The organism is Mesorhizobium sp. M0676 (genome assembly GCF_040320535.1).
GTDB lineage: Bacteria > Pseudomonadota > Alphaproteobacteria > Rhizobiales > Rhizobiaceae > Mesorhizobium.
The window spans coordinates 38,235-63,356 of sequence record NZ_JAMYPU010000011.1 but is presented as its reverse complement, the minus strand read 5'-3'; the positions used below and the strand labels follow the sequence as shown (position 1 = coordinate 63,356).

27 protein-coding genes are annotated in these 25,122 nt (G+C 62.5%); 15 read left to right on the top strand and 12 right to left on the bottom strand.

Annotation, left to right across the window (positions count from 1 at the left end; all coding sequences use genetic code 11):
* Positions 1–215: 215 nt before the first annotated feature.
* The 4 genes from NKI35_RS14365 to NKI35_RS14350 form a co-directional block, all read right to left on the bottom strand.
* Complete coding sequence (locus NKI35_RS14365; protein ID WP_352740517.1) at positions 216–1,394, bottom strand: BaiN/RdsA family NAD(P)/FAD-dependent oxidoreductase; 1,179 nt, start codon at positions 1,392–1,394, stop codon at positions 216–218.
* A gap of 95 nt (positions 1,395–1,489) precedes the next feature.
* The gene (locus tag NKI35_RS14360) at positions 1,490–2,227 is read right to left on the bottom strand and encodes a dienelactone hydrolase family protein (protein WP_352740515.1); all 738 of its coding nucleotides are present in this window, start codon (positions 2,225–2,227) and stop codon (positions 1,490–1,492) included.
* Positions 2,228–2,330: 103 nt separating this feature from the next.
* A complete protein-coding gene (locus NKI35_RS14355; protein ID WP_352740513.1) occupies positions 2,331–3,017 on the bottom strand; it encodes a hypothetical protein in 687 nt (228 codons plus the stop codon).
* A gap of 89 nt (positions 3,018–3,106) precedes the next feature.
* The gene (locus tag NKI35_RS14350; protein WP_352740511.1) at positions 3,107–4,681 is read right to left on the bottom strand and encodes a trimethylamine methyltransferase family protein; all 1,575 of its coding nucleotides are present in this window, start codon (positions 4,679–4,681) and stop codon (positions 3,107–3,109) included.
* A gap of 261 nt (positions 4,682–4,942) precedes the next feature.
* Between NKI35_RS14350 and NKI35_RS14345 the strand changes: the two genes are divergently transcribed.
* Positions 4,943–5,641, top strand: a complete 699-nt coding sequence (locus NKI35_RS14345) for a cobalamin B12-binding domain-containing protein (protein WP_023670402.1) — start codon at positions 4,943–4,945, stop codon at positions 5,639–5,641.
* Between the two features lie 89 nt (positions 5,642–5,730).
* On the opposite strand, the gene NKI35_RS14340 is transcribed toward NKI35_RS14345, so the two are convergent.
* A complete protein-coding gene (locus tag NKI35_RS14340; protein WP_023670401.1) occupies positions 5,731–5,871 on the bottom strand; it encodes an entericidin A/B family lipoprotein in 141 nt (46 codons plus the stop codon).
* A 65-nt stretch (positions 5,872–5,936) separates the two neighbouring features.
* Here NKI35_RS14340 and NKI35_RS14335 point away from each other — a divergent pair, with 65 nt between their 5' ends.
* Complete coding sequence (locus tag NKI35_RS14335) at positions 5,937–6,578, top strand: DUF1638 domain-containing protein (protein WP_023688116.1); 642 nt, start codon at positions 5,937–5,939, stop codon at positions 6,576–6,578.
* A 16-nt stretch (positions 6,579–6,594) separates the two neighbouring features.
* Here NKI35_RS14335 and NKI35_RS14330 read toward each other — a convergent pair whose 3' ends face one another.
* Positions 6,595–7,125: a hypothetical protein gene (locus tag NKI35_RS14330; protein ID WP_155923533.1), complete on the bottom strand. Its 531-nt coding sequence runs from the start codon at positions 7,123–7,125 to the stop codon at positions 6,595–6,597.
* Positions 7,126–7,245: 120 nt separating this feature from the next.
* Here NKI35_RS14330 and NKI35_RS14325 point away from each other — a divergent pair, with 120 nt between their 5' ends.
* The 9 genes from NKI35_RS14325 (at position 7,246) to NKI35_RS14285 (ending at position 15,614) form a co-directional block, all read left to right on the top strand.
* Positions 7,246–7,821 carry a DUF4893 domain-containing protein gene (locus NKI35_RS14325; protein WP_023833837.1) on the top strand — a complete coding sequence of 192 codons (576 nt, stop codon included), beginning with the start codon at positions 7,246–7,248 and terminating at the stop codon, positions 7,819–7,821.
* 110 nt (positions 7,822–7,931) lie between these two features.
* Entirely contained in the window at positions 7,932–8,714 is a 783-nt protein-coding gene (locus tag NKI35_RS14320; protein ID WP_352740509.1) for a formyl transferase, read from the top strand.
* A 188-nt stretch (positions 8,715–8,902) separates the two neighbouring features.
* Complete coding sequence (locus NKI35_RS14315) at positions 8,903–9,205, top strand: virulence factor (protein ID WP_023670397.1); 303 nt, start codon at positions 8,903–8,905, stop codon at positions 9,203–9,205.
* Complete coding sequence (locus tag NKI35_RS14310) at positions 9,198–9,821, top strand: methylenetetrahydrofolate reductase C-terminal domain-containing protein (RefSeq protein WP_023696447.1); 624 nt, start codon at positions 9,198–9,200, stop codon at positions 9,819–9,821. The genes NKI35_RS14315 and NKI35_RS14310 overlap by 8 nt, the downstream gene beginning before the upstream one ends.
* On the top strand, positions 9,818–10,909 hold the full coding sequence (locus NKI35_RS14305; protein WP_023681780.1) for a methylenetetrahydrofolate reductase: 1,092 nt from the start codon (positions 9,818–9,820) through the stop codon (positions 10,907–10,909). The genes NKI35_RS14310 and NKI35_RS14305 overlap by 4 nt, the downstream gene beginning before the upstream one ends.
* Positions 10,910–10,989: 80 nt before the next feature.
* Entirely contained in the window at positions 10,990–11,964 is a 975-nt protein-coding gene (locus NKI35_RS14300) for a methyltetrahydrofolate cobalamin methyltransferase (RefSeq protein WP_023670394.1), read from the top strand.
* The gene (locus NKI35_RS14295) at positions 11,915–14,044 is read left to right on the top strand and encodes an ASKHA domain-containing protein (RefSeq protein WP_352740506.1); all 2,130 of its coding nucleotides are present in this window, start codon (positions 11,915–11,917) and stop codon (positions 14,042–14,044) included. The genes NKI35_RS14300 and NKI35_RS14295 overlap by 50 nt, the downstream gene beginning before the upstream one ends.
* A 186-nt stretch (positions 14,045–14,230) precedes the next feature.
* Positions 14,231–14,398, top strand: a complete 168-nt coding sequence (locus NKI35_RS14290) for a hypothetical protein (protein WP_196813564.1) — start codon at positions 14,231–14,233, stop codon at positions 14,396–14,398.
* Between the two features lie 250 nt (positions 14,399–14,648).
* Positions 14,649–15,614: an alpha/beta hydrolase gene (locus NKI35_RS14285; protein ID WP_352740504.1), complete on the top strand. Its 966-nt coding sequence runs from the start codon at positions 14,649–14,651 to the stop codon at positions 15,612–15,614.
* Between the two features lies 1 nt (position 15,615).
* Here the strand turns inward: NKI35_RS14285 and NKI35_RS14280 are convergent, their stop codons facing one another.
* Entirely contained in the window at positions 15,616–16,515 is a 900-nt protein-coding gene (locus tag NKI35_RS14280) for a LysR substrate-binding domain-containing protein (protein ID WP_352740502.1), read from the bottom strand.
* 202 nt (positions 16,516–16,717) lie between these two features.
* Here NKI35_RS14280 and NKI35_RS14275 point away from each other — a divergent pair, with 202 nt between their 5' ends.
* From NKI35_RS14275 to NKI35_RS14260, 4 genes are all read left to right on the top strand, one after another.
* Entirely contained in the window at positions 16,718–16,903 is a 186-nt protein-coding gene (locus tag NKI35_RS14275) for a hypothetical protein (RefSeq protein ID WP_023700331.1), read from the top strand.
* 361 nt (positions 16,904–17,264) lie between these two features.
* Positions 17,265–17,399 (top strand): hypothetical protein, encoded by a 135-nt coding sequence (locus tag NKI35_RS14270; protein WP_023681787.1) that lies wholly within the window; start codon positions 17,265–17,267, stop codon positions 17,397–17,399.
* A gap of 349 nt (positions 17,400–17,748) precedes the next feature.
* Positions 17,749–18,687: a GlxA family transcriptional regulator gene (locus NKI35_RS14265; protein ID WP_352740659.1), complete on the top strand. Its 939-nt coding sequence runs from the start codon at positions 17,749–17,751 to the stop codon at positions 18,685–18,687.
* Between the two features lie 7 nt (positions 18,688–18,694).
* The gene (locus NKI35_RS14260) at positions 18,695–18,868 is read left to right on the top strand and encodes a type II toxin -antitoxin system TacA 1-like antitoxin (protein WP_352740500.1); all 174 of its coding nucleotides are present in this window, start codon (positions 18,695–18,697) and stop codon (positions 18,866–18,868) included.
* A gap of 1 nt (position 18,869) precedes the next feature.
* Here the strand turns inward: NKI35_RS14260 and NKI35_RS14255 are convergent, their stop codons facing one another.
* The 5 genes from NKI35_RS14255 to NKI35_RS14235 all read right to left on the bottom strand — a co-directional run bounded on the left by NKI35_RS14255 (position 18,870) and on the right by NKI35_RS14235 (position 25,078).
* Entirely contained in the window at positions 18,870–19,655 is a 786-nt protein-coding gene (locus NKI35_RS14255) for an ABC transporter ATP-binding protein (RefSeq protein WP_023741590.1), read from the bottom strand.
* Positions 19,652–20,425 (bottom strand): ABC transporter permease, encoded by a 774-nt coding sequence (locus NKI35_RS14250; protein ID WP_023670383.1) that lies wholly within the window; start codon positions 20,423–20,425, stop codon positions 19,652–19,654. Before NKI35_RS14250 ends, NKI35_RS14255 begins: the two co-directional genes overlap by 4 nt.
* A 105-nt stretch (positions 20,426–20,530) precedes the next feature.
* Positions 20,531–21,481 (bottom strand): ABC transporter substrate-binding protein, encoded by a 951-nt coding sequence (locus tag NKI35_RS14245; RefSeq protein ID WP_023670382.1) that lies wholly within the window; start codon positions 21,479–21,481, stop codon positions 20,531–20,533.
* Positions 21,482–21,580: 99 nt separating this feature from the next.
* Entirely contained in the window at positions 21,581–22,426 is an 846-nt protein-coding gene (locus NKI35_RS14240; protein ID WP_023691008.1) for a DUF1194 domain-containing protein, read from the bottom strand.
* Between the two features lie 90 nt (positions 22,427–22,516).
* Positions 22,517–25,078: a GcvT family protein gene (locus tag NKI35_RS14235; RefSeq protein WP_352740497.1), complete on the bottom strand. Its 2,562-nt coding sequence runs from the start codon at positions 25,076–25,078 to the stop codon at positions 22,517–22,519.
* Positions 25,079–25,122 lie beyond the last annotated feature (44 nt).

The window sequence follows — 25,122 nt, the reverse complement described above, 5'->3', positions numbered from 1 at the left end:
CATTTGCCTGTTGGACGAAGGCTAATGGCCAATCCTTGGGGTTATGGAAAGATTTTTTTCCGAGGCGACGGATGCACGCGCAACAGGTGCGCTGAGATTCAGGTCAGGCCGAGCCTAAAACGACGGATTTCGAGAACCGGAGCGGAGCGTACTTTTGGTACGCGAGCACCGGAAGCACAGAAAGCCGTCGTTTGCAGGCCGGCCTCACCTGAATATCAGCACACCTGGCCCGAGGCCCAGCCGGACGACCAAGCCCACTGAAAATTATAGCCGCCCAGCCAGCCCGTGACATCGACGACTTCGCCGATGAAAAACAGCCCCGGCACGGATTTCGCCTGCATCGTCTTCTGATCGAGCCCGTTGGTATCGACACCGCCAAGCGTCACTTCCGCCGTGCGGTAACCCTCGGAACCCGCCGGCTTGATGCGCCAGTCGTTGACGGCGGCTTCGACGGTTTTCATTTGCAGGTCTGTCAAATCGGCGAGATTGCCATCGATCCCGCTACGCTCGGCGACCGCTTGCGCAAGGCGCTTCGGCAAATGGTTTGCCAGCACCGTCTGCACCGCTTGCCTGCCGTTGACGCGCCGGGCGGCGCGAAGCAGTTCCGCCACATCCATCCCCGGCAGCATGGCGATGCGGATCTCGTCGCCCTCGCGCCAATAGGACGAGATCTGCAGGATGGAAGGCCCGCTCAAGCCGCGATGCGTAAACAGCATCGCTTCTGAAAACCGCGTCTTGCCGCAGGCGACTTCGGCATCGACGGCATTGCCGGCCAAGGGCGCCAGCCGCTCCAGCGTTCTTGCGTCGAAGGTAAGCGGCACCAGCGCCGGCCGTGTCTCCACCACCGCCAGGCCGAACTGCGCCGCAAGCTCGTAGCCGAAACCGGACGCGCCCATTTTGGGGATCGATTTGCCGCCGCAAGCCACGACCAACGAGCTGCAGGCGACGCTGCCAGTGGAGAGCGTCAGCACAAAACCGTCCGCGGCCTTGCTGACGTTCCTCACCTCGGTCGACAGCGCCAGTTCCACGCCGCCATCCTGCATTTCAGAGACCAGCATGTCGATGATCAGCCGCGCCGAGCCATCGCAAAACAGCTGTCCCAGCGTCTTCTCGTGATAGGCAATGCCGTGGCGTTCGACGAGCTCGATGAAATCGCGCTGCGTGTAGCGGCTGAGCGCCGAGATGCAGAAATGCGGATTGCCGGAGATGAAATTCTTCGGGCTCGCATGGATGTTGGTGAAGTTGCAGCGGCCACCGCCGGAGATGCGGATCTTCTCGCCGGGCTTTGCCGCGTGATCGAGCACCAGGACCGAGCGGCCGCGCTTGCCGGCCTCGATGGCGCACATCATTCCGGCCGCACCGGCGCCGATCACCACGACATCATAGGATTGCATCAGGCTGTTCGTTCCCGCTCGACTGGCGCTGTTTTAACAGGCCGCGCCAATCGTGCAGTCTCTACCCGTTCGTTGCGACTTCAGGCAACGCCTCGTTAGATCAGCGTCTCGGCGAACAGCGTCGTCAATCGCTTCCAATGACGTTCGGCGCCGGCCGCGTTGAACACGCTGTGATCCGACACGCACCAGCCATGCGCCATGCCGGCATAGTTTTCGATGACGTGGTCGACTTCCGCCACGCGCAGCGCCTCGGCCAGTCGCGCCGACTGCTCCGGCGGAAAGCTGCGGTCCACCCCAGACGTTCCGACATAGACCCGCGCCTTGATCATTGCAGCCTTGCGGTGCGGACTGTCGGCGGCATCGCTGGCCAGATTGCCGCCATGGAAGCTTGCCGCCGCCAGGATGCGATCGGGATAGGTTGCAGCCGCATTCAAAGCCCGCGCCCCGCCCATGCAGTAACCGACGACACCGACCGGTCCGGTGACACCTTCAGCGGTAAGCGTGTCGAGGAACGCCCTGCTGTCGCGGATGGTCATGTCCTGTGTCGTGCCGTGGACCAACGCCGTCAGCGCGACCTTGGTCTCCTCGACGACGAAAGCGGTCTTGGGCTCGAACGGCCCGTAGGGTGCGTTGCGATAGAAAAGATCCGGCACCAGCACCGCACAGCCCTCGCCAGCCAGCCGCTCCGCCATTGCGTTGAGCGCCGGTCGCGGACCGAAGGCGTCCATATAGAGAATGACACCGGCCCTGGACGGGGAAGGGGTCGTCGAACGGAACAGCCCGGCTTTCGCTACGCCGTCCTCGGTTTTTATCTCAATGTCCTGCTTCGCCATGGCGCGCCCCGTTGATTGTCGTGCGATACATATAAGCAGGCATTGTCAGGGCAAGCCGTCCCCTGACAATCCCGTTCACACTTTGTGCGGGCTTTCGACCCGGCTACAGGCCCGCAAACGCCGTCATGTGAAAGGCCTGAACCTCAGGCGGATAGCGATGGGCCGTGCCATACGGACAGGCGTTGCGGTCGAGGCAGCCGCCGCCGCGGCATGGTTCGCCCTTCGATCCCCGCACATGCGCCAGGCAAGCCCGATGAGCGAAACCATCCGCGGAATAGGCGTCAACCGGACAGGATTTCAGGCAAGGTTTTGCAACACAGGCGTCGCAAAGGTGAATCGCTTCGCGACGTTCAGGAAGCGCGATCTCATCCTCGAACAGCAACGCGCCGCGATAGGCATGCCAGAGCCCGTACTGCGGATGCATCAGGATGCCCAGCGGCGACGGTCTCAGCCCCTCCGCTCGCATCGCCCATTGCTGGAACGGCAGATAAGGTCTGTCCGAAGGCGAAACGGCGCGCGCGCCGAATTTCTCCGCCACCGCACCGATCACTGCGCGCGACCATGTGTCGAGCGGATTAGCAATGGTTTGCGGTTGCCGGTCGCGCCAGCGCAGGAAATGCGGCCAGGGTGCCGCTCCCGCCTGCCCCACCAACAGCACGGATTTGGCGGGGGCAACTGAAGGGCCATGCGGCGGCGTTTCGCTTGTTGCGAAATTGAAGCCGCCGCGCAGGATGAGGCCGTCGGCGGAAAGCGCGGCCGCTATCTCGTCAGCCCGGCGCCGCGCAATCATCCCTTCTTGTCCGGGTCGGAGAAAGCGCTCCGCCAGACTTCCTTGTGGATGATGTTGGCGACTTTAGCCCCGCCTGACTCGGGCTCCTTTCAGGTGAAGGCGTCAGCCATCGACGCCTTCTTCGTCGCGATGTAGTCCTTCAGCCCGTCGTCGATGCCCGGATCGAGATACGGCGCCTCATAGGTCTCCAGCCAGCGGCGGGCGAGTTCGTTGGCGCGCTGCGGCGCTGTCTTCTCGCCCTCGGCCAGCCACTGCTCGTAGGAATTGTTGTCGGCGATGCTGGAGCGGTAGAAGGCGGTCTGGAAATTGGCCTGGGTGTGGTCGCAGCCGAGATAGTGGCTGCCCGGGCCGACCTGGCGGATGGCGTCCATCGCCTGGCCGTTTTCCGAGAGGTCGACGCCTTCGGAAAACTTTTGCGTCATGCCGAGCTGGTCGATGTCCATCATGAATTTCTCGTAGCAGGACGCCAGTCCGCCTTCGAGCCAGCCTGCCGAATGCAGGACGAAATTGGTGCCGGCAAGAATGGTCGAGTTCAGCGTGTTGGCGCTCTCATAGGCGGCCTGCGCGTCCGGAACCTTGGAGGCGCAGAGCGATCCGCCGGTGCGGAACGGCAGGCCGAGCCGGCGGGCAAGCTGTGCTGCGCCGTAGGAAACCAGCGACGGCTCCGGCGTGCCAAAGGTCGGCGCACCAGACTGCATGGAGATCGACGAGGCGAAGGTGCCGAACAGCACCGGCGCGCCGGGGCGGATCAACTGCGTGAAAGAGGCGCCTGCCAGCACCTCGGCCAGAACCTGTGTCAGCGTGCCGGCCACCGTCACCGGGCTCATCGCGCCGGCAAGGATGAACGGCGTGACGATGCAAGCCTGGTTGTGACGCGAATAAACCTTCAGCGCGCCCAGCATGGTTTCGTCGAACACCATCGGCGAATTGGCGTTGATCAGGCTGGTCAGCACGGTGTTGTTTTCGACGAAATCGTCGCCGAACACGATCTTGGCCATGGCCACGGTGTCTTCGGCCCGCTCTGGCGCCGTCACCGAACCCATGAACGGTTTGTCCGAATATTTGATGTGGCTGTAGATCATGTCGAGGTGGCGTTTGTTGACTGGCACGTCGACCGGCTCGCACACCGTGCCGCCCGAATGGTGGATCGACGGCGCCATATAGGCGAGCTTCACGAAATTCCGGAAATCCTCGATCGTCGCGTAGCGCCTGACACCGTCGAGATCGCGCACGAAGGGCGGACCATAGACCGGCGCGAAGACCGTGGCATTGCCGCCGATCTGCACCGAACGCTCGGTGTTGCGCGCATGCTGGGTGTAGATGGACGGCGCGGTCTTCAGCAGCGAGCGGCAGAGGCCCTTGGGAAAATGCACCCGCTCGCCCTTGACGTCGGCGCCCGCCTCTTTCCAAAGCTGCAGCGCCTCGGCGTCGTCGCGAAAGATGATGCCGATCTCTTCCAGCACCGTATCGGTGTTGTTTTCGATAATCGCCAGGCCTTCCTCGTTGAGGACCTCATAGATGTTGATCTTGCGCTTGATATAGGTGAGCTGGGTGCCCGGTCCGCCGCCCGAACGCGCCGCCCGCCTTGCAGCCGCGCCGCCGCTGGCAGCACGTCCACGTCGCGCATTGGACGCTTCCTGGTCGACTGACGCGTTTTCACTCATGATCGTTTTTCCCTAAAAACCGTTTGCGGCCGCGTATGGCGGCTTCTCGCCCGGATCGTAGCCATGCACCCTATTCGAAACGGCCCGCCAGCGCCAACGCCTGTCGCAAAATCGACAAGAATTCCAATAGATTTGCGGTCGCTTTCCTTTTGCGGGAAGTCGCAAATCAGCTATGGATACCTGCCCCCGCCGGGTTAGGTATTGACGCGATTATTTTAAGCCGCCGTGGTCGCATCCCGTGCGGCAAGGAGCCCGAGAAAAATGGCCGACGACGAGATCATCCTCTCCGAGCTTTCCGACGACGAGTTGGTGCAGCAGATGCACGACGATCTCTATGACGGGCTGAAGGAAGAGATCGAGGAAGGCACCAACATCCTGCTCGAGCGCGGCTGGGTGCCCTACAAGGTGCTGACCGAAGCTCTGGTCGAAGGCATGCGCATCGTCGGCGAGGACTTTCGCGACGGCATCCTGTTCGTTCCCGAGGTGCTGCTGTCGGCCAACGCCATGAAGGCCGGCATGTTCATCCTGCGCCCGCTGCTGGCCGCCACCGGCGCGCCGAAGCAGGGCAAGATGGTGATCGGCACCGTCAAGGGCGACATCCACGACATCGGCAAGAACCTCGTCGGCATGATGATGGAAGGCGCCGGCTTCGACGTCATCGATCTCGGCATCAACAATGCGGTGGAAAAATACCTCGACGCCATCGAGCAGCACCAGCCCGACATTATCGGCATGTCGGCGCTTTTGACCACGACCATGCCCTACATGAAGGTCGTCATCGACACGATGAAGGAAAAGGGCATCCGCGACGACTATGTGGTCCTGGTCGGCGGCGCGCCGCTCAACGAGGAATTCGGCAAGGCCGTCGGCGCCGATGCCTATTGCCGCGACGCGGCTGTGGCGGTCGAGACCGCCAAGGACTTCATGAAGCGCAAGCATAATATGCGCGCTTCAGCCTGATCTCTTCCGTAAGGCGTCTGGCCCACAATCGAAAGCCGCGCCTTGCAGCGCGGCTTTTTTGTTCCCAGCTATTGGAACGGATGGCTGCGTCAGGGTTTGGTGACGGTGTCGTCGACGGCTTTGGCAGTCGATTTGATATCCCGGCCGACACCACGGACGGTGTTGGCACAGGCCGTAAGCGCCAGGACGCAGGCAAGGATTGCAATCGGCGCAACGCGTAACAGTTTCATGGACGGTTTATCCCTCTCTCGATAGATTCGCCCCACAGCAACGAAGGCCGCTTCGACCGGGTTCCATGGCCAGAATGCAAAAAACGAAACCGAATCAGGACGACAGGCTGCTGGTCATCGCCTGTGGAATGATTGCGCGCGAAGTTTTGGCCGTCAAGGAGCAGCTCAAGCTCGACCATCTCGACCTGACCTGCCTGCCGGCGGAGTTCCATTTCTACCCCGACCGCATCGCACCGGCGATGGACAAGGCGATCGAAAAGGCCAAGGCGGAAGGCTATAGCAACATCTTCGTTGGCTATGCCGATTGCGGTACCGGCGGCATGCTCGACCGGGTTCTGGAGAAGCACGGCGTCGAGCGCATGGCCGGGCCGCACTGCTTTGCCTTCTACCAGGGCATGGACGCCTATGCGAAGGTCGCCGACGACGACATGATGTCGTTCTACATGACCGATTTCCTGTGCCGCCAGTTCGACGCCTTCTTCATGAAGCCGCTCGGCCTCGACAAGCACCCGGAGCTGATCAAGGACTATTTCGGCAACTACCAGAAGCTGATCTACATCGCCCAGACCGACGATCCGGAACTCGACAAGGTCGCCGAGAAGGCCGCGAAGATGCTTGGCCTCGCCTATGAGCGCCGCTCGACGGGCTATGGCGACCTGACGACTGAATTGGCGCGGGTGGCGGCACATCCAGAAGAAGTGCGTTAGGCGCCCGACTTTCGGATTATTTGCTCTCCGGTTGCGGATCCGACACGAAATCGACAACGCGGCCGTTGTCTAACCGGATCGGCCCTCTTGCAGTTGGATCCTTGCGCAAAGCCTCTGCAAGCAGAGCGTCGACTGTGTCGAGATTGACCTGCAGAATTGTGCGGTCGCCCAGTTCCCAGTACTCGCCTTCATCGAAGACGTCGAACTTGTCGAAAAAAGGAGCAACTTTGCGAAGCAACTCGATGATCTCGATATGCGCCTCCGACCCCGCAAACTGGGTCTTGCAATATTGCTGCATGAAGAGGTCCCTGTCGAACTCGAACCTTAGGCGATCCGACTTGGGATGCGGCAGGCATTCTATCCCCAAGACCGGGCCGATATAGTCAACGCTGCGTTCGTCGATGACCCGGTTGAGAACCATTTCGGCCTCGTCTATCGGCCGAAATCGCCAGTCTCGAGCGATGGCAAGCGCTTCAACTTCCTGCAACAGCGCAAGATATTGTTCCTCTCCGCGCAGTTGTCCCTCAAAATGGATTGTAACCCCCACGCGCACCTCCCGCGGAACATACCGCTGTTTAAGCACGGATGACAGGCCGCCGCGAATGGGTAAGTTGTGCGCTGGAAGATAGAATCGGCTGCTCCAGCCGCGCCAACATGGATACCACCGATGACCGCTCGCGTCCTGCTCGCCGCCGTTTGCCTGCTCTGTTTCGCCTTGCCCGCTCGCGCCGACGGCGAGGTGCAGAAGATCATCACGCCTGCCGACAAGGTTCGCCTCGACAAATATGGCGAGACCCGCAAGGCGGCGCTGGCCGAGGCAAAAGCGGGAGACCCGGCTGAGGTCAGCCAACTCGACGCGCTGCTGGCAAAGCCGATAGTGGCCTTTTCCGACAAGGACCTGAGCGGCAACTGGCAATGCCGAACCATCAAGGTGGGCCTGACCGGCCCGCTGGTCATCTATGGCTGGTTCAAGTGCAAGGTCACGGACGATGGCTCCGGCTGGCAGCTGGAAAAGGTCAGCGGCTCGCAACGCACCAAGGGCCGTTTCTTCGACGATAGCGAAAAACGCGCGATCTATCTCGGCTCCGGCTATGTCAATGACAACAAGCCAAAACCCTATGGCAGCGGCCCGGAAAGCGACCAGGTCGGCTATGCCTTCCGCACCAGCGCCAATGAATGGCGCATCGAATTCCCGGCGCCCTACTACGAATCGAAACTTGACATCATCGAGTTCAAGCGCTGATCCGTTGGTCTCTCGCTGGCCGGGCGGTCATCAAGATTTATCCTCGCCCGGCACAGAATTGAGCCGGGCAGCGCACGGCAAATGGTTGCGCGCCGGCAAGAAAGCGCGCCATGGCATCAGCGGTTGAAAAAAGTGCTGCGATCGTCATCGTCACCGAAGGCGGGCCGCACACCTGGGCCATCGTCAACGCCATCGCCGACCAGTTCGGTCCTGTCAGCGTCATCCTCGAAAGCCCTGAATCCAAAAAACAATTGCTGCTCGGCCGGGCGCGCCGCCAAGGCTTGTTTTCGGCCATCGGCCAGCTTGGCACGATGGTGCTGACCAGGCTCGGCAAACGCTTCTTCGCCGGGCACGCGGAGCGGCTGATCGCAGCGCAAAAACTGCAGACAGAGCCGAGGCCGGGACAAAAGATCATCCACGTCTCCTCCGCCGACGGGCCCGATTGCCTGCAGGCGGTCGCCGACATCCGCCCGGGCGTGGTGCTGCTCGCCGGCTGCCGGATTTTGTCCCGGCAGACGCTGGCGCAAATGCCCTGCCCGGTGCTCAACTACCACGCCGGCATCGCGCCCAAATACCGCGGCATGAATGGCGGCTACTGGGCGCTGGCCTCCGGCGATCTCCAGAATTTCGGCACCACCGTGCATCTGGTCGACGCCGGCGTCGACCCCCGCGGCGTGTTGAAACAGGCGCGCGGCAAGCCGGAGCCCGGCGACACTATTTCGAGCTATGCGTTGCGCCAGGCGGCGTTCTCGCGTGACATCTGCGTCGAAGCGGTCCGCGGTGCCTTGGACGGCAAGCTTGTCACGATCGACCCCGGCCTGCCGTCGAAACAATGGTACCATCCGACGATCTGGTTCTATCTCTGGACCGGCCTGACCAAGCGGGTTTGGTAGCCAGCCTTCCCTCGGAATCTCGCCTTTCTTTTTGCGACGTCCAATAGCGTCGCTTTTGAATGCGCGCGCGTCGTCCCATAACAAGCAGCCCCACTGCGCATCCGGCAATGCTCGCACCAGCTGGATAAAGTGGTGGAACGTCGTTTCCCTCATGGACGCACGGCGCTCTACAGGGAGTGAGAGAATTCATGGCCGATCTGATTGTCGTCTATTGGCGCGACATCCCCGCCCAGGTCATCGTCAAGAAGGGCCGGCAGAACGCCAAGCGCGAACTGCCGCTGCGCTTCACCGAGGCGATCGATATGTGCGCCATGCGCACCGGCGCCGGCGGCACCGACGATTACCTCGCCGAATGGCGCAAGGCCGATCCGATCCCGGTCGGCGACGACCTCGAAGCCGAGGTCGAGAAGGCATTCAGCGACATCGACGCGAAATACGACCGCGAGCGGCTGGTCGCTCTGGTCAAGGCGGGCGGGAAAGAAAATGTCTGAAACCACTCCTGCCAAAGAGGGGCCAAGGGTTACCCAGCCGGTTACCCAGGCCACTCAGGTCAAGAAAGCAGCGCCGAAATCGGACTACAAGCCGGCCGACGTATCGCCGCAGCGGCGCGTGCAGCGCTCGTTTGCGATCAGGCTGTGGTCGATCCGCCATTCGCGATTGCTCGAATGGTTCTACTCCAGATTCGCAGACATGTTCCTGCTGCTCCATCCGCTGTGGAAAGGCCTTGGCTACGGCCGCGTCGAAGCGCCGATCAAGTTCGTTGAAAAACGCGTAAAAGGCTTCATGTTCGACTGCCGCATGTGCGGTCAGTGCATATTGTCCTCGACCGGCATGTCGTGCCCGATGAACTGCCCCAAACAGCTGCGCAACGGCCCGTGTGGCGGCGTGCGCGCCAACGGCAATTGCGAGGTCGAGCCCGACATGCCTTGCGTCTGGGTCAAGGCCTGGGAAGGTTCGCGGAACATGGAGCATGGCGACAGGATCCTGACCGTTCAGAAGCCCGTAGACCAGTCGCTCCGCGAAACCTCGGCCTGGCTGCGGGTGACGGCGCAGTCGGCAGCGGCCCGTGAAGCCGCTGCCAAAGCCAACACTGGAGCGGCCGCGTGATCGGCCGCCAGCGCGACGAAAACCCGGCCGGCATCCATCTGCCGCTCGATCCCCTGCCCGGCCACTCCTCACGTGGCCGACTGGAGCGTGTGCTGCGGCGCGGCGAATTCGCGGTTACCACCGAGCTCAACCCGCCCGACAGCGCCGATCCCGAAGACGTCTATAACCGCGCGAAAATCTTCGACGGCTGGGTCGACGCCATCAATGCCGTCGATGCCTCCGGCGCCAACTGCCACATGTCCTCGGTCGGCATCTGCGCGCTTTTGACCCGCATGGGCTATGCCCCGATCATGCAGATTGCCTGCCGTGACAGGAACCGGATCGCCATCCAGGGCGACGTGCTGGGCGGTGCGGCGATGGGCGTCGCCAACATGCTGTGCCTCACCGGCGACGGCGTCCAGGCCGGCGACCAGCCCGGCGCCAAGCCTGTCTTCGACCTCGATTCCATGTCGTTGCTGGAAACCTGCCGCATCATGCGCGACAACGGCAAGTTCCTGTCCGGCCGCAAGTTGACGACGCCGCCGCAAATTTTCCTCGGCGCCGCCGTCAACCCCTTCGCGCCACCCTTCGATTTCCGCCCGATCCATCTCGGCAAAAAGATCGCCGCCGGCGCGCAGTTCGTGCAGACGCAGTATTGCTTCGACGTGCCGATGTTCAGAACCTTCATGCAGAGGGCGCGGGACTTGGGGCATACGGAAAAAGTTTTCATCCTGTGCGGCGTCGGCCCGCTGGCTTCGGCCAAGACGGCCAAATGGATCCGCTCCAACGTGCCCGGGATCCATATTCCCGATGCCATCATCAAGCGGCTGGAAGGCGCCCAGGACCAGAAGAAGGAAGGCAAGCAGCTCTGCACCGACATCATCAACGAGGTGAAGGAAATTCCTGGTGTCTCCGGCATCCATGTGATGGCCTACCGCCAGGAGGAATATGTCGCCGAGATCGTCGATGAATCGGGTGTGCTGAAAGGCCGCCAGCCATGGAAACGTGAGATCCGCCACGACGATCAGATGGTCGCCGACCGGCTAGAGAGCATACTCCACGACGACATTACCGAAACGCAGGTGGATATGGTGAAGACCGCGCACTGACGGCGCGGACGGCCAGCCATTCGCTTGAATGAAACCAGACAACGATATAAAGAAATCTTTATATCAGGCGGAGAGACTTCATGACCCGGACCATCGTCGCCTCGGCGACACGAGAGATCATCATCGGCTTCGACCAGCCTTTCTGCGTCATCGGCGAGCGCATCAACCCGACCGGCCGCAAGAAGCTGGCCGCCGAGATGATCGCCGGCAATTTCGAGACCGTCATCAAGGATGCGCTGGAACAGGCCGCCTGCGGCGCCACGATGCTCGACGTCAATGCCGGCGTCACCTCCGTTAATCCGAACGAAACCGAACCCGGCCTGCTGGTGCAGACGCTGGAGATCGTCCAGGGCCTGGTCGACCTGCCGCTGTCGATCGACTCGTCGGTGACCGCCGCCATCGAGGCAGCGCTCAAGGTCGCCAAGGGCCGGCCGCTGGTCAACTCCGTGACCGGCGAAGAGGAAAAGCTCGAAGCCATCCTGCCGCTGGTCAAGAAGTACAATGTTCCGGTCGTCGCGATCTCCAACGACGAGACCGGCATTTCGATGGACCCGGATGTGCGCTTCGCCGTCGCCAAGAAGATCGTGCAGCGCTGCGCCGATTTCGGCATTCCCGCGCATGACGTCGTCGTCGACCCGCTGGTGATGCCGATCGGCGCGCTGGGCGATGCCGGCCGCCAGGTGTTTGCGCTGCTGCGCCGTCTGCGCGAAGAGCTCAAGGTCAACACCACCTGCGGCCTGTCCAACATTTCGTTCGGGCTGCCGCATCGCCACGGCATCAACGCCGCCTTCATCCCGATGGTGATCGGCGCCGGCATGACTAGCGCTATCATGAACCCGGTTCGGCCGCAGGAAATGGAAGCCGTGCGCGGCGCCAACGTGCTCAACGGCACCGACGAGAACTGCACCAACTGGATCCGCACCTACAAGGATTACAAACCGGCCGAAGGCGGCCAGGCGGTCGCAGCGCCCACCGCCGTTAACGCTCCGGGCGAAGGCGGCGGCAATGGCGGGCGCCGTCGCGGCGGCCGTGAAGCCCGCATGGCCAGGGGATAAGCGCGCAATCGTGAACTCGCCTGCAAACATTACTGATCCGCTCGTGCTGTTCATGCCGTCAGGCAAGCGCGGGCGGTTTCCCGTCGGCACACCGGTGCTCGATGCCGCGCGTCAGCTCGGCGTCTATGTCGAGAGCGTCTGCGGTGGCCGCGCCACCTGCGGTCGCTGCCAGATCGAAGTGCAGGAAGGCAATTTCGCCAAGCACAAGATCGTCTCGTCCAACGACCACATCTCGCCCAAGGGCGCCAAGGAAGAGCGCTACGAGCGCGTCCGCGGCCTGCCCGAGCGGCGCCGCCTCTCCTGCTCGGCGCAGATCCTCGGCGACCTCGTCATCGACGTGCCGCAGGACACGGTCATCAATGCACAGACCATCCGCAAGGATGCCGACACCCGCGTCATCGCCCGCGATTCAGCGATCCGCATGTGCTATGTCGAGATCGAAGAGCCCGACATGCACAAGCCGCTCGGCGATCTCGACCGCCTCAAGATCGCGCTGATGAAGGATTGGGGCTTCAAAAACCTCGAATTTGACTTCTACCTGATGCCGCAGGTGCAGGGCATCTTGCGCAAGGGTAATTGGACCGCCACCGCCGCCATCCACAAGGACGCCGAAAGCGACATCGCCCGCGTCATAGCACTCTGGCCCGGCCTCAAGAACGAAGCCTATGGGCTGGCCTGCGACATCGGCTCGACCACCATCGCCATGCATCTGGTGTCGTTGCTGTCGGGCCGCGTCGCCGCCTCGTCGGGCACGTCGAACCCGCAGATCCGCTTCGGCGAGGATCTGATGAGCCGCGTCTCCTATGTGATGATGAACCCGGACGGCCGCGAAGGCATGACGGTCGCCGTGCGCGAGGCGATCTCGGGCTTGGTCGACAAGGTTTGCGCCGAAGGCAATGTCCAGCGCAACGACATCCTGGACAGCGTCTTTGTCGGCAATCCGATCATGCACCATCTGTTTCTCGGCATCGATCCGACCGAGCTCGGCGGCGCGCCCTTTGCGCTCGCCGTCTCGGGCGCGGTGCGCATCAAGGCCTCCGACATCGGCCTGAAGCTCAACCAGGGCGCGCGCCTCTATATGCTGCCTTGCATCGCCGGCCATGTCGGCGCCGACGCCGCAGCCGTGACGCTGTCGGAAGGTCCGCACCGCCAGGACGAGATGATGCTGATCGTCGACGTCGGCACCAATGCCGAGATCGTGCTCGGCAACCGCGCGCGGGTCGTGGCTGCTTCTTCTCCGACCGGTCCGGCCTTCGAGGGCGCCGAAATCTCCGGCGGCCAGCGCGCCGCGCCCGGCGCCATCGAGCGCGTGCGAATCGATCCCGATACGCTGGAGCCGAAATACCGCGTCATCGGCTCGGAACTGTGGTCCGATGAACCGGGCTTCCTCGACAGCGTGCAGGCGACCGGCGTCACCGGCATTTGCGGCTCGGGCATCATCGAGATCGTGGCCGAGATGTATCTCGCCGGCATCATCTCCGAGGATGGCGTTGTCGATGGCTCCCTGGCCGCCCGCTCCCCACGCGTCACCGCCAATGGCCGCACCTTCTCCTATGTCTTGAAGGAAGGCGAACCCAAGATCACCATCACCCAGACCGACGTGCGCGCCATTCAGCTCGCCAAGGCAGCACTCTATGCCGGCACCAAGCTTTTGATGGAAAAGCAGAACACCGAACACGTCGACCGCATCCATTTCGCCGGCGCCTTCGGCTCGTTCATCGATCCGAAATACGCCATGGTGCTCGGCCTGATCCCGGATTGCGACCTCGACAAGGTCTCGGCCGTCGGCAACGCCGCCGGCGCCGGTGCGCGCATGGCCCTGCTCAATCGTGGCTATCGCCGCGAGATCGAGGACACAGTCAGCCACATCGAGAAGATCGAGACGGCACTGGAGCCGAAATTCCAGGAGCATTTCGTCTACGCGATGGCGCTTCCCAACAAGGTCGATCCGTTCCCGAAACTGTCGGCGGCGGTGAAATTGCCGCCACGCAAGACCGTCAGCGAGGATGGCGTCGCCGGCGACGCCGCCCCGCGACGGCGTTCGCGCGAAGGCCATGCCGCCAGGCGCAGCCGGGAATAAGCCGCCTTACGAAGGCCGCCAATTCGCCCAATTTCATTTGTATGCAAATGTTTCCAGATCGCACCGGTCTGGAAACGGAAACGCTGTTTTGGCGCAATCCGTCCGATACAGACGTGAAGCATTTAACGGACATCGAATGGCGGACCGGAGTATTCCGCCGCCACAACGCTCCAAAGGAGAATAGAGATGTTCGAGACCCTCGGCCGTTTTCGTGCGGCCATGAAGAATGCACAGGCCGTGCGCGCCATGAACAACCTGCCACCCGAAATCCAGAAGGACATCGGCTGGCCCGTGTCGCCGCGCATCGACGCCCAGACCAACCTGTCGCGTCTGATCCTGGGCTCGGGCCGCTGATGACCTTCGCCGACAAGTGCAAATTGCTAACCAAGCGCCGGGGCCGCCGTGTGGTCCCGGCTGCGACCGACATCAAGCTGCGCGCCGCGCTGCTGCCCCGGCGCTGAGCCGCGCTGCGCAAAGCCGCGGACGTGGCTGATCAAACAACCGTGTTGGCTTGGGCCAGAATCTTGACATTTCGGCTGGAGGTACGATCTTCGAGATAGTGGGGAATTCTCTTAGTCGGCTGCTGCCGAGCTTGTGTATTCGAATGCCCAGTTTCAAAAGCCACCTCGTTTCCTTCATCCTCCGGCACAGCCGCAAGAAGGCATTTGCCAGCCCGGAGAACCTGCAGCGCTGGATCGCCTATGCGCGCAAGACCGAGGATCATCATCCCCCGGCATTGCTGCGGGAGCGGCTCGATATCACCGAGCGCAGCGTCGATGGCTTTCCCGTCTACGAGATTGCGCCGAAGGCGGGCGAACGCAGGCGCATCCTCTACATGCATGGCGGCGCCTATGTCTTCCAGATCACATCCTATCATTGGGGGTTGATCGCCGAGATGGCCGAGCGCTTGGGTTTCGGTATCACCGTGCCGATCTATCCCATTGCGCCGGAGCATGATTTCCACGCCATGTTCGGCATGGTCGGCGACGTCTACCGGCAGATGCTGGATGAGACGGACGCCGAAGACATCGTCTTCATGGGCGATTCCGCGGGCGGCAACATGGCCGTCGTGCTGACCATGATGGCGGCTGAGGAAGGCCTGCCCTTGCCGTCGCGCCACGTGCTGATTTCACCCGGCCTCGACATGTCGCTGTCCAACCCCGAAGTGTTCGAGGCGGAACGCAACGATCCGTGGCTCGGCATTTCCGGCGGGCTGGAAGCGATCCGCATGTACAGTGCCGGCATTGATCGCAGCGACTGGCACATCAGCCCGCTCTATGGCGATCTCTCGGTGCTGCCGAAGACCCTGCTTCTGACCGGCTCGCACGACCTGCTCAGCCCCGACAATCTGATCTTCGCCAAAAAGGCACGCGCTGCCGGCATCGATATCGACGTCGTCTATGAGGAAGGCATGTTCCACGTCTGGCCGCTGATCGAGATGCCGGAGGCGCGTCGCGCCAGGGACAGCATCGTCACCTTCCTTGAAGGTGAGCCCACCAAGCGGCGCGCCACCACGCGGCGCAGAGCGCGACCCGCTCTCGCGGCGCGCCCCGCCCAAGCAGCGGAATAGCTCAGAACTTGCCGGTTTCGTGGAACAGTTCGAAGGTCGCGCGGATATGGTCGGCGACGGCCTTGACCGGCGCGCTGGCGTCCGGCGACACCACCATCGCCAGATTGTAGGTGCCGATATCGGGCATGCCGTCCTTCGGGCAAAGCTCGACCATGTCGTTGCCCAGGAACGACTTCGGCAACGGTGCAACCGCGAGATCCGACATGATGGCGGCGCGCTGGCCGGCCGTGTGGGCGCTCATATAGGCGATGCGGTAATTGCGGCCTTCACGGCTCAGCGCATCGAGCGCGCCGGCCCGCCAGGCGCAGCCCTCTTCCCACAGCGACACCGGCAAAGGCTCGCGCAGATGCGCGCTGCCGCCCTTGGCGCCGGCCCAGACGATCGGCTCGGTGAGCAGCACCTCGGCGCCGAGTGCGCTGGTCTTGTAGGAACTGGTCAGCAGCGTGATGTCGAGCGCCCGGTCGTCCATGCGGCGGCGCAGATTGCTGCTCTGGTCGATGGTGACGTCGACGGCAATCGACGGATGCGACTGCGCGAAACGCTTCAGCACATGCGGCAACACGCGCTCGCCATAGTCGTCCGGCGAGCCGAGCCGCACCACGCCGACGATCTCGGGGATGATGAACTTCGACACCACCTCGCGGTTGATCGACAACAGCCGGCGGGCATAACCGAGCAGCATCTCGCCATCCGTGGTCAGCGTCACCGAGCGCGCATCCCGCGCGAAAACAGAGCGCCCGAGAATGTCCTCGAGCTTCTTGATCTGCATGGAGACCGCCGACGGCGTGCGGAACACCGCATTGGCCGCCGTGGTGAAACTGCCGGTCTCTGCAATGGCCACGAAGGTGCGCAAAACGTCGAGATCGAGCAGCGGCAGCGGATGATTGAGTGGGGCGTTCATCGGGATCGACCTTCAATTTTTCTGATGTGAAGCATCATTCCATTTCGTTTGATTGAACATCAGATTGGGATGATAGTCAACTCCATCGAAGGCAGGACGTGCCATGGCTCCAACGCTCCTGACACGGAATTGCACTCGATGCGGAATATCCAGGCGACGGAACGCGTTCATGCGGGACGTGCCACAACCAAAGGAGAATGAAATGTCTATCCTGTCATCCATCGGTCGGCTTGCGACCGAGTTCAGCGCGGCCCGCGCCCGCTTCCAGACCGAACGTGCGATCCGCTCGCTGCCGATCGAACTGCAGAAGGATATCGGCTGGCCTGAAGCTGCCGACACCAAGACCGGTGCACGCCACGGCGTCGGATCCTGGGCTGGAGCAAAGTAAACCATTGTGTACCATGTGCTGAAGGCCTGCCGCGCAGACCAGCCCGGCAGGCCTTCTCTATTTGCCCCGCAGGCTTCTCCAACTTATTTGCATTCAAATGATTTTCAGAGCCGTGTCGCCGCTGCATGGCGCATATGCGTCACTTGCATGCGCCTCAATGTCGCCGGTAACACGCTGTAAGTAATCGCAAATTTTGGGCACCATGCCCAATAATGTCGCAACCGATGTCGCATTTCCATTCAAGCGCTTCGCATTTGCGATTTAGTTTCTGCTCACGCAGGCCTATATCAACGCCAGCAAACGAGCTGCCCCACTCCATCAAGCGAAGGCGACCCGTCTGAGCAACCGATAGGAGATGATGATGAAGCTTTTTGCCCGCCTCTTTGCCCGCCGCGAAATGAACCTGACGACCGCTCTCGAGCGCCAGCGCCTTGCCAACACCATGCCCGGCCAGACCGGCGCCATGAATGCGGTGCGCCTCGGTTTCGTTGCCTGAGATAACGGCTAGCGCTCAGCGCTTCCCTGCCGCTGCCGATAGTCGATAACAGCGCCGCTTCGGTTTGACCGAAGCGGCGTTTCTCGTTTTTGGCACCTATGCCGCCACCACCATGCCCAATCCGTCGGCAGCCCGTCCCTGTCATCCCGGACGATTGCCCATTTGCGACCCATGTCGCAAATATAGTTTCCGCTTAGCCCCCTAGCCAATTGACAGGAATGGTTTTTCCTGATGTCGCTGTGCTGTTCGCGACATCCTGTTCGCGCCATGGCTGCGTGAGGTTCCCTTGAACGCCGTAAAGCATCCGATCAAGCGATCGTTTGTATTCTTCCTTGTCCCGGACTTCACCATGATCGCCTTTGCGACGGCGCTCGACCCGCTGCGCTCGGCCAACCGCATGCTTGGCTATGAGGCCTATCGCTGGCGCCTCGCCAGCATCGACGGCAAGCCGGTGCGCGCCTCCAATGGCGTCGAATGCGCCGTCAACACCTCGCTCGAGGAAGAGCGCAAGAAGATGGCCGGGCCGGATCGGCCGAACATGGCCATCGTCTGCAGCGGCATGAATGTCGAGCGCTACCAGAACAGGTCGGCCTTCGCCTGGCTGCGCGAGGAATACAACAGAGGCGTCGCCGTCGGCGGCCTGTGCACCGGCGCGCATATCCTTGCCGCCGCCGGCCTGCTCTCCAACAAGCGCTGCGCCATCCATTGGGAAAACCTGCCGGGCTTTTCCGAGGCCTTTCCCAAGGCCAACGTCTTTGCCGACCTCTTCGAGATCGACCAGAACATCTACACCTGCGCCGGCGGCACTGCGGCACTCGACATGATGCTGAAGCTGATCGGCGACGACTTCGACGACAATCTGGTCAACCGCGTCTGCGAGCAGGTGCTGACCGACCGCGTGCGCAGCCCGACCGACCGCCAGCGCCTGCCGCTGCGCGCGCGCCTGGGCGTCCAGAATTCCAAGGTGCTGACCATCATCGAACTGATGGAAGGCAATCTCTCCGAACCGCTGTCGCTGATCGAGATCGCCGACCATGTCGACCTGTCGCGCCGCCAGATCGAGCGCCTGTTCCGCACCGAGATGGGCAGATCCCCTGCCCGCTACTACTTGGAAATCCGCCTCGACCGCGCCCGGCACCTGCTGATTCAGTCGTCGATGCCGGTGGTCGAGGTAGCAGTCGCCTGCGGCTTCGTCTCGGCCTCGCATTTCTCCAAATGCTACCGCGAACTCTACGCCCGCTCGCCGCAGCAGGAGCGCGTCGACCGCAAGCAATTGCTGGCGGTTTGAGAGTCACGTGACCGCGCGAACGGCACTCTCCAAAGAACTCGCCGACCGGCAGAGTTTCCGCCTCGACGTCGAAAAATGGGCAGCATTCATGGCGGCGTTGGAAACTCCTGCGCGTGACCTACCACGCTTGAAGCGATTGCTGAGCGAACCGAGCATCTTTTCCATAGGCGACCCAGCTTAGGTCACTGCGCCTGCGCCGTCCGCATAGCCTCGACGCGGATATCCTCGGTCAGCCGCGCCTTGAGCGCCGAGAACTCCGGGCTGGTCTTCAGCGTATAGTGACGCGGATGCGGCAGGTCGATGGCGACATCCGACTTGATGCGGCCTGGCCGCGCGCTCATCACGATTACCCGCGAAGCCATGAAGATCGCCTCCTCGATGTCGTGGGTGACGAACAGCACCGTCTTCTTGCGCCGCTCCCAGATGCCGAGCAGCAGTTCCTGCATCAGTCCGCGCGTCTGGTTGTCGAGCGCACCGAACGGCTCGTCCAGCAACAGGATTTCGGGGTCGTTGGCCAGCGCCCGGGCGATCGCCGTGCGCTGCTGCATGCCGCCGGACAGCTGCTTTGGCCAATGGTTCTCGAAGCCCTTCAGCCCGACGAGGTCGACATAGGAAGCGACGATCCCGTCTCGCTCCTTTTCGGCCATGCCACGTTCGCGCAGGCCGAAGGCGATATTCTGCGCCACCGTCAGCCACGGAAACAGCGTGTAGGACTGGAACACCATGCCGCGATCCGGTCCCGGCCGCGTCACCGCCTTGCCGTCAAGCAGCACACGGCCTTCGCTCGGCGCTTCCAGGCCGGCAACGATCCTGAGCAGCGTCGACTTCCCGCAGCCGGACGGCCCCAGAATGGTGATGAAGTCGTTGGCCGCGACCGCAAGGTCGACCGGCATCAGCGCCTTGACCGGCTGCCCGCCGCGCACGCCGGCGAAGGTTCGCGAGACGCCTTCGATAAGCAACTTGCTCATGCCAGGCTCCAGGGAAAGAGCCAGCGATTGAACGCCTTGAAGGCGAAGTCGGACAACAGTCCGATCAGCCCGATGACGATGATGCCGAAGATGATCTGCCCTGTCGCCAGCCGCGACTGGCTGTTGATGATCATGTAGCCGATGCCTGAGGACGAACCGATCAGCTCGGCGACGATAACATAGGTCCAGGCCCAGCCGAGCACCAGCCGCAGCGTTTCGGCAATCTCGGGCGCATTGGCCGGCATGATGACCCGTTTGACGATGCCATTGTTGGTCGAGCCCAGCGTATAGGCCGCCTCGACCAGGTCGCGCCGCGTCGAGCCGACCTTGACCGCGACGATCAGGATGATCTGGAACACCGAGCCGACGAAGATGACCAGCAGCTTTTCCAGCTCGCCAATGCCGGCCCACAGGATGAGCAGCGGAATGAAGGCCGAAGCCGGGAGGTAGCGGGCGAAGGAGACGAACGGTTCCAGAAACGCCTCTATTGGCTTCCAGGCGCCCATGGCGATGCCGATCGGCACGGCGACGATCGACGCCAGCAGGAACCCGCCGAAGACCCGCCAGATGGTGATCAATATGTCGAGCCAGAAGCGATCCTCGACCAGCAGCCGCCAGCCATCCCGCAGCATTGACAGCGGATCGGCGAGGAAGATGCGGTTGACGTGGCCGCCAAGCGTGATCCACGCCCAGAAGGCGACGAACAGCACGAAGAAGGAAATGCCAAGCACGGTTCGAATGCCCGGCGACACCGGATGCAAGGGGCGCATCTTCAGATCGTCCGCATCGTCAGATCGCCCCCATGCTCAGTCGCGTTGCCCGGTAGAAAGCGGCGGCGCGCTGGCACCGCCGCATGATGGTCAAAGGCCGGACTATCAGTTCGCCACCGCGCTGGTATCGGCAAGCGCTGCAACATCTGGCGCTTCCTTGATCAACCCCATCTGCAGCAGAAGCTCGCCGGCGGTCTTGGAAAAGTCCTGGAATTCCTTGGTGAAGAACTGCTTGTTCTCCGCCTTGTCGGCCCATTTCAGGTATTTCGCCGAATCCTCGAATTCTTTCGCAGACTGCTTCACGTCGGCGCCCATGATCTCGTAGGATCTCTGCGGATCGCTCTTGATCAGGTCGAGCGCTTCGAAATAGCTGTCGGCCAACGCCTTGGCGGCGTCGGGATTGGCGGTGAGGAATTCAGGCGTGCAGCCGACCGTGTCGAGCACCATCGGGTAGTCGAGCGTGGTCGCCAATATGTGGCCCTGATCGGACTTGTCGCGCACCGCCGAGATGAACGGCTCATAGGTGACCGCCGCATCGTTCTGGCCGGCGAGGAAGGCTTGCGCCGCCGCATCCGGTTCCAGGTTGACGACGGTCACATCCTTGGTCGACAGGCCGTTCTTGTTCAGCACCCAGGCCAGCATGAAATAGGGCGACGTGCCCGGCGCCGAGGACGCGACGTTCTTGCCCTTGAGGTCGGCGACGGTCTTGATGTCGTTGCGCACGACAATGCCGTCGGCGCCATAGGATTTGTCGAGCTGGAAGATCTGCTTGGTGGTGACGCCGCTGGCGTTCCACACCAGCCAGGTCTCGACCGTGGTGGCGGCGCATTGCAGATCGCCGCTGGCGATGGCGAGCGGCCGGCTGGCCTGCGGCACCTTCTTCAGGGTCACGTCGAGGCCATGCTTCTCGAAGATGCCGGCCTGCTTGGCGAGCGTCAGCGGCGCAAAGCCGGTCCATCCGCTGATGCCGATGGTGACCGATGTGGCAGCCTCGGCCGGCACGGATATTGCAGCCGCAAGCGCCAATACCGCGGCAGCGACGATGGTCTTGTTCATGTCGGTTCCCCTTGTTTTTTCGGATGCCGAATTGTGTCACAGACGCCCATGGGCTTGTCAATGAAACCGGCCCTTCACGGCAGCGTGATGATGCGCACGCTAACGCGCATCGAACATCCAGCTGCGGTCGCGCCACATCTTTTCGCCGACCTGGCAGTCGGTCGGCCGGTCCTGCGCCAGCACCACCGGCGGATGCCCGGCCTCCTCGCGCGCCCGTTGCGGCGAAGCGGCGCCGGCCAGCTCCAGCACCAGCTTGCGGCGGATGGCTTCGGGAAACTGCGTCCAGTCATTGACCGGGATCATGAAGGATCCGGGACCGCCGATGACGCAGTCGCTGTAGTAGCGGTCGAGATTGTTGACGTCATAGGCGCCGCCGAACCCGCCGCGCGTCATCAGCGGCAGGCCGTTGATGATGATGCCTTGCTTGACCACCGCGTCGCGGGTGATGTCGACGGGCGCGCCCTGGTTGTTGGGCCCGTCGCCGGAAATATCGATGACGCGCTTTGTCCCCTGAAAACCGCTTTCGGCGAACAGATCGCTGCCGAATTCCAGCGCGCCGGAAATCGAGGTGCGCCGGGCGCTGGCCGGCGGATGGGCGGAAAGCTGCGCGGCCACCCGCTCGGCATCGGCCCGGCTGGCGATCACCGTCCACGGCACGACGACCTGCTGCGTGGTCGCTCCGGCCCATTCGACATAGGTGACGGCGACCTTGCCATAGGCGCCGTCGGCGATGGCCTGCAGAACATTGTCGTGCGTCAGCGCAGCAGCATAGCCGTGACGCTGGATTTCAAGTTCGCCCGGCGACATCGACAGCGACACGTCGACGGCCAGCACCAGCTCGACGTCGACCGGCTCGGCGGCTTGAACCGGCGGCACCAGCCAGAGCCCCAGCGCCAGCGCGGCGCTGCCTGAAAGGAAATGTCGTGCGCAAGAAAAAGCAGACATACCCGAAGGTAAGCGAAAACCGGCTGCTGACAAAGCAAAAAGCCCGGCGAGGTGCCGGCTTTTCGATATGTTGGTTGGAACCGATGAAGCTCAACTCCTCGGCTTCAGATTCTCTGGATCGTAGAGCGGCTTGTAGCCGACGGCAGCCACCTCGACCGGGTAGGTCTCGCCGAAATATTCGATGGCAAACTTGCGGCCCTCCTGGGCATGGGCCCAGGGCAGATAGGCGAGGCCGATGTTCTTGCCGATGGTCGGGCCGTAGGCCATCGATGTGGTGAAGGAGCGGCGGCCGAGTTCGTCGACCAGCGTCTCGCCGGTCTTCGGATCCATCACCGGCATGGTGCCGACGGGATAGCGGGCAACACCCTTCGAATCGACGTTTTCCGTCATCACCAGCGTGCACAGCATCGCCGGCTGGTGCTCGCGGGCGCGGTATTCGACATGTTTTGCCTTGCCGCAGAAATCGTTCTCCTTGACCTTCGGTCGGGCAAGGTCGGCCTCGAGCAGATTGTACTCGGTCAACAGGTCGGCGTTCTGCAGGCGCAGGCTCTTTTCCATGCGCCGGGTGTTGGCATAGGTCTCGACGCCGAACGGCATGACCCCGGTCGAGCGCAGCGCGTCCCAAACGGCCAGGCCGTCTTCGTAACGCATATGCAGTTCCCAGCCCTGCTCGCCGACATAAGAGATGCGGAAGGCGGTGACGTCCTTGCCGCCGATCCTGACCGGCTTGATCGCCGCGAACGGGAAGTTCTCGAGCGAGAGACCATCCGGATTTTCGACCACTTTCTGCAGCGTCGCCCGCGCGTTCGGTCCCCAGATGCCGATGGTGACATATTTTTCCGTCACGTCGGTGATGGTGACGTCAAAGCCTTTGTCCTGCGCGGTGCGCTGCATATAGCGGAAATCGCGCGGACCGGCGTCGGCGCCGTCGATCAGCCGGCAGCGGTCGGCCATGCGGATGACGGTGAAGTCGGCGCGCACCATGCCTTCCTCGTCGAGGAAGTGGGTGTAGATGCCCTTGCCGATGTTGTTGTCGCCACCAATCTTGGCCGCGCACAGCCACTCCAGCAGCGCGACATGGTCCGGCCCTTCGATGTCGTACATCGAGAAATGGGACAGGTTGACGATACCGCAATCCTCGCTCATCGCCAGGTGCTCGGCATTGGACACCCGCCAGAAATGGCGATTGTCCCACTCGTTCTCACGTATGGGAACCCGGTTGCCATACTTCTCCAGCAGATGCTCGTTGGCGGCATAGCCATGCGCGCGCTCCCAACCGCCCAGCTCCATGAAGTAACCGCCAAGCTCCTTCTCGCGCTCCCAGAATGGCGAGCGGCGGATGTTGCGGCCTTTGGAGAACGGCTCGCGCGGATGCACCGCCGGATTGTAGACCTTCATTGCCGTCTCGGTGCAGCGATCCCAGATGAACTGCTCTTTCGTCTGGTGCGGATAGAAGCGCGCATAGTCGATGGCGTGATGGTCGATTTCCGTGCGGCCGTCCGTCATCCAGTCGGCGATCAGCTTGCCCATGCCGGGGCCGTCCTTGACCCAGATGGCGACGGCGTACCAGAGGCCCCTCACCTTCTGGCTCTCGCCCATGGACGGGCCGCCATCGGCGGTCACCTGCAACAGGCCGTTGAAGGAATGGCTTTCATTGTAGCCGAGTTCGCCCAGGATCGGCGTCAGCTCCATGGCGCGCTCAAGCGGCGCCAGGATCTGCTCCATGTCGAGATCGCGCTGCGACGGCGACAGCCGCGCCTGATCCTTTTCCAGCAAATCGCGCGGATGGCAAAGACGCGGATTGTTCTCTTCGTAGTAACCCCATTCGATCTGGCCGCCTTCGGCGGTCCTGGGATCGCCGGTGTCGCGCATATAGGCCGAATTGCCTTGGTCGCGCAGCAGCGGCCAGCCGATCTCCTTGCCGGTGCCGGCAAATTGATTGTAAGGCCCGAAGAAGGTCAGCGGATGGTCGATCGGCATGACCGGCAGGTCCTCGCCGACCATCTCGGCGATCAGCCGGCCCCAGATGCCGGCGCAAACGATGACATAATCGGCCATGATCGTGCCGCGGTCGGTGACGACGCCCTTGATGCGGCCTTCCTCGACGATGAGAGATTTGGCCGGCGTGTTGGCGAAGGATTTGAGCTTGCCCGACGCTTCCGCCTGATCGACCAGCTTGCCGGCGACGGTCTGCGAGCGCGGGATGACCAGGCCGGCATCGGGATCCCACAGGCCGCCCTGCACCATGGACTCTTCGATCAGCGGGAATTTTTCCTTGATCTCGGCCGGTTCGATCAGCCGGGCGCGGGTGCCGAAGGATTTCGCCGAGGCGATCTTGCGCTTGATCTCGTCCATGCGGCTGTCATCGCCGACGCGCGCCACTTCGAGGCCGCCGATGCGGGCATAGTGGCCCATCTTCTCGTAGAAATCGATGGAGTAGAGCGTCGTCCAGCAGGACAGGAAATCATGGCTGGTGGTGTAGCAGAAGTCCGAGGCGTGCGCGGTCGAGCCGATGTCGGTCGGAATGCCCGATTTGTCGATGCCGACAATGTCGGTCCAGCCGCGTTCGATCAGATGATGGGCGATCGATGCGCCGACAATGCCACCCAGGCCGACGATGACGACCTTCGCCTGTTTCGGAAACTCTGCCATTGCCGCGACTCCAAGGGATAAAGCAGGCGTGTCCGCGCCCGTTC

Coding starts and splice junctions, on each gene's coding strand:
- NKI35_RS14310 (WP_023696447.1), top strand. CDS start 9,198: ATGTCTGAAACCACTCCTGCCAAAGAGGGGCCAAGGGTTACCCAGCCG.
- NKI35_RS14285 (WP_352740504.1), top strand. CDS start 14,649: ATGCCCAGTTTCAAAAGCCACCTCGTTTCCTTCATCCTCCGGCACAGC.
- NKI35_RS14240 (WP_023691008.1), bottom strand. CDS start 22,426: ATGTCTGCTTTTTCTTGCGCACGACATTTCCTTTCAGGCAGCGCCGCG.
- NKI35_RS14275 (WP_023700331.1), top strand. CDS start 16,718: ATGTCTATCCTGTCATCCATCGGTCGGCTTGCGACCGAGTTCAGCGCG.
- NKI35_RS14300 (WP_023670394.1), top strand. CDS start 10,990: ATGACCCGGACCATCGTCGCCTCGGCGACACGAGAGATCATCATCGGC.
- NKI35_RS14270 (WP_023681787.1), top strand. CDS start 17,265: ATGAAGCTTTTTGCCCGCCTCTTTGCCCGCCGCGAAATGAACCTGACG.
- NKI35_RS14325 (WP_023833837.1), top strand. CDS start 7,246: ATGACCGCTCGCGTCCTGCTCGCCGCCGTTTGCCTGCTCTGTTTCGCC.
- NKI35_RS14350 (WP_352740511.1), bottom strand. CDS start 4,681: ATGAGTGAAAACGCGTCAGTCGACCAGGAAGCGTCCAATGCGCGACGT.
- NKI35_RS14365 (WP_352740517.1), bottom strand. CDS start 1,394: ATGCAATCCTATGATGTCGTGGTGATCGGCGCCGGTGCGGCCGGAATG.
- NKI35_RS14255 (WP_023741590.1), bottom strand. CDS start 19,655: ATGAGCAAGTTGCTTATCGAAGGCGTCTCGCGAACCTTCGCCGGCGTG.
- NKI35_RS14315 (WP_023670397.1), top strand. CDS start 8,903: ATGGCCGATCTGATTGTCGTCTATTGGCGCGACATCCCCGCCCAGGTC.
- NKI35_RS14295 (WP_352740506.1), top strand. CDS start 11,915: ATGGCGGGCGCCGTCGCGGCGGCCGTGAAGCCCGCATGGCCAGGGGAT.
- NKI35_RS14245 (WP_023670382.1), bottom strand. CDS start 21,481: ATGAACAAGACCATCGTCGCTGCCGCGGTATTGGCGCTTGCGGCTGCA.
- NKI35_RS14355 (WP_352740513.1), bottom strand. CDS start 3,017: ATGATTGCGCGGCGCCGGGCTGACGAGATAGCGGCCGCGCTTTCCGCC.
- NKI35_RS14360 (WP_352740515.1), bottom strand. CDS start 2,227: ATGGCGAAGCAGGACATTGAGATAAAAACCGAGGACGGCGTAGCGAAA.
- NKI35_RS14320 (WP_352740509.1), top strand. CDS start 7,932: ATGGCATCAGCGGTTGAAAAAAGTGCTGCGATCGTCATCGTCACCGAA.
- NKI35_RS14345 (WP_023670402.1), top strand. CDS start 4,943: ATGGCCGACGACGAGATCATCCTCTCCGAGCTTTCCGACGACGAGTTG.
- NKI35_RS14250 (WP_023670383.1), bottom strand. CDS start 20,425: ATGCGCCCCTTGCATCCGGTGTCGCCGGGCATTCGAACCGTGCTTGGC.
- NKI35_RS14290 (WP_196813564.1), top strand. CDS start 14,231: ATGTTCGAGACCCTCGGCCGTTTTCGTGCGGCCATGAAGAATGCACAG.
- NKI35_RS14265 (WP_352740659.1), top strand. CDS start 17,749: ATGATCGCCTTTGCGACGGCGCTCGACCCGCTGCGCTCGGCCAACCGC.
- NKI35_RS14340 (WP_023670401.1), bottom strand. CDS start 5,871: ATGAAACTGTTACGCGTTGCGCCGATTGCAATCCTTGCCTGCGTCCTG.
- NKI35_RS14280 (WP_352740502.1), bottom strand. CDS start 16,515: ATGAACGCCCCACTCAATCATCCGCTGCCGCTGCTCGATCTCGACGTT.
- NKI35_RS14335 (WP_023688116.1), top strand. CDS start 5,937: ATGGCCAGAATGCAAAAAACGAAACCGAATCAGGACGACAGGCTGCTG.
- NKI35_RS14235 (WP_352740497.1), bottom strand. CDS start 25,078: ATGGCAGAGTTTCCGAAACAGGCGAAGGTCGTCATCGTCGGCCTGGGT.